This is a genomic window from Nocardia sp. NPDC058497 (assembly GCF_042720195.1).
Taxonomy (GTDB): domain Bacteria; phylum Actinomycetota; class Actinomycetes; order Mycobacteriales; family Mycobacteriaceae; genus Nocardia.
Map to the genome: position 1 here is coordinate 2,933 of NZ_JBHXMY010000535.1, position 1,103 is coordinate 4,035.

Below are 1,103 nucleotides of genomic sequence, written 5' to 3' on the forward strand. Positions count from 1 at the left end.
GTGGGGGGCCCCACAACACCACCGGGGCGGGGGGGGCTCGCCCCCGGGGGCGCCCCCACCCTGCCCCCCCCCCCCGCCCCCCACGTGGGGGGGCCCCCCCCGTTCGTGCGAAAGATCAGGCCAGGTGGGCCAGTTCGGCGCGAGCCTTCTCGCCGGCTTCGGTGAAGTCGGTGCGGGTGAAGATGTTCCAGCGCTGCAGCAGCGGCTTGAAGACCAGTTCGGCCTCGTTCGCGGGGTCGTAGATGCCGGCCTCGGCCAGCGCCTCGTCACTGGAACCGCCGCCGGGCAGCTCCACGTGCGGTACCCGGAAGGCGGCGACCTGGTCAGCGATCGCGCGCACGGCCTGGTCGGGGACCAGATCGAGGGCGGCGGCGACGAGGGTGGCGAAGAACTCGGCCTGCAGTTCGTCGTCGACGGCCAGTTTCTCGGCCATCGCGGTGACGACCAGGTTCTCGCCGAGGGCGGCGGTGTTGCGGTGCCGGATCGCGGCGGCGAGCTCTTCGAAGGCGCAGGTGGCCAGCACGTCGATGAGGTGCAGCGGAGGACGGTTGAACCCTGCGGTCATGTGCGCCATGCGGGCCCGCTCGAGCGCGACCGGATCGACCGCGCGCGTCACCATCAGGTAGTTGCGGATCATGATCTCGTGGCGGTTCTCCTCGGCCGTCCACCGGCCGACCCAGCGCCACCACGGGCCGGTGCGCAGATGCTTGCCGAGCTCACGGTGGTAGGACGGCAGATTGTCGGCGACCAGGACGCTCACCGTCAGCGCGAGCTTGGCGGTCGCGCTCAGCTCGGACTGGTCCGGGGTCCAGTCGGTGCCGCCGAGGAAGGCGAAGTTGCGGCCGTCCGCCCACGGCACCAACTCGTGCGGCTGCCAGCCCTCGGCCACCTCGATGTGCCGAGCCAGGTTGGTTTCCACCACGTCAGCGAGCGAATCCAGCAGCTCACGGTCGGTCATAGTTTTCTGCACCCCGACAACCTAGCGGTTCGGCCGTGGGGGGGGGGGGGGCGGGCGGGGGGGGGGGGGGCCCCCCCCGCGCGGGGCGCCGCGCGCGGGGGTGTGTGACGGGGGGGGGGGGTGTTTTATAAAAAAACAAAACCCC

The 1,103-nt window shown here is 71.7% G+C and carries 1 protein-coding gene; it reads right to left on the reverse strand.

Going from position 1 to position 1,103, the window contains the following annotated elements; translation table 11 throughout:
• Window positions 1-115 precede the first annotated feature (115 nt).
• Window positions 116-958 (reverse strand): acyl-ACP desaturase, encoded by an 843-nt coding sequence (locus tag ACFWPJ_RS26675; RefSeq protein WP_378855309.1) that lies wholly within the window; start codon window positions 956-958, stop codon window positions 116-118.
• Window positions 959-1,103 lie beyond the last annotated feature (145 nt).